This is a genomic window from Vibrio sp. Vb0349, assembly GCF_033338975.1.
The window spans coordinates 1-1,158 of sequence record NZ_JAWOTS010000343.1; the positions used below are offsets into that span (position 1 = coordinate 1).

The window sequence follows — 1,158 nt, forward strand, 5'->3', positions numbered from 1 at the left end:
ATAAAAGGTGATGTTTGAATCGGTTTGACTATAACCCGCGAAGGAAATGAACGACCAGTTTTGCCAATCAAACACGTTTTGGTATTCGTAAGCGGCAAACAAGCTCAAGGTGTCATCACTGCGCGTTTTCGCAAAAATTTGGCTCGCCGATTGATAATCTTTGAGTGCATAGCCTGCGGTTAAGGCTAAACGATGACGGTTGATGAACTTAAACCAACTTACGTCAAAGGCATAAGAGTCATACGATTCTGCTTTTCCATCCGCATCTTGGTTGATGTAGGTGAACGCGGGTTGCAGTAGCGATGTTTGGTCTAGTGAAATACGATATTCGCCTTTTACGTAATAAATACTGGCATCACGCGCGAGTGAACGATCGGTGACTTCATCTTGTTCGACATCTTTATCGGCATAAGCTAAATCGAGGGTGAAGTTTCTATCGACCAAACCTTTGATTTGAAATCGATAGGCGTTACCACCTTCATCCGTTGTTTTACGAGCCGTACCTACTTGATAAGGATTACGCCACGTTTCGCCTTTGAGGACGGTCGGAAGGTAAGAGACATCCAATACTGTGCCTGACGGCAGTTCGTACTGATAGCCTAATTGAAAAGCCAGTGTACCGACTGCCACATCGGAACGCGTTGTACCAGCATACACTTGGTGGTTGAGCTGGCGACCAAACGTGTAGGCGATACTTCCGAGTGGCGCTGCGATGACGGTTGTGTCGCTTTCAGCGCTTTGGTTTAACGAGTCGATGGTTTTGCTGTTGTCGGTATTAAAGTTCGATTCCGATGAAATCACACCAGCATTGATTGAGATTTCGCCGCTGAACCCTGCAGTTTCAGCGAGTTGAGCCTGAGCAGAACTGACGACAAAGGCCAAAGGCAAAAGGGTTAGCCTTGGTTTCATTCGTTATCTCCTTGTTGTCGAATGAATATTGTGATTTTGATATGAGTTTGGTTTTACATAAAACAAATCTGACCATTCTCACAAATGTTCCAATGTGGCAACGGAGCAGTATAATTACACGCTGTTTTATTACTCACACCTTATCACTGTTGTTTGGTTATCATGTTGGCATATTTGTTATTTTTTTTTAACGCTTCTTTTGTGATTCTCAATTCTGCGATTTGTTCACTCGTAATTTGTGTCATCGCT

1 protein-coding gene is annotated in these 1,158 nt (G+C 43.7%); it reads right to left on the reverse strand.

Annotated features, from left to right (window positions below):
- Nucleotides 1-909: DUF2860 domain-containing protein (locus tag R7Q47_RS25700; RefSeq protein WP_318090191.1), on the reverse strand; the 909-nt coding region annotated here is incomplete at its 3' end.
- Between the last annotated feature and the right edge of the window lie 249 nt (nucleotides 910-1,158).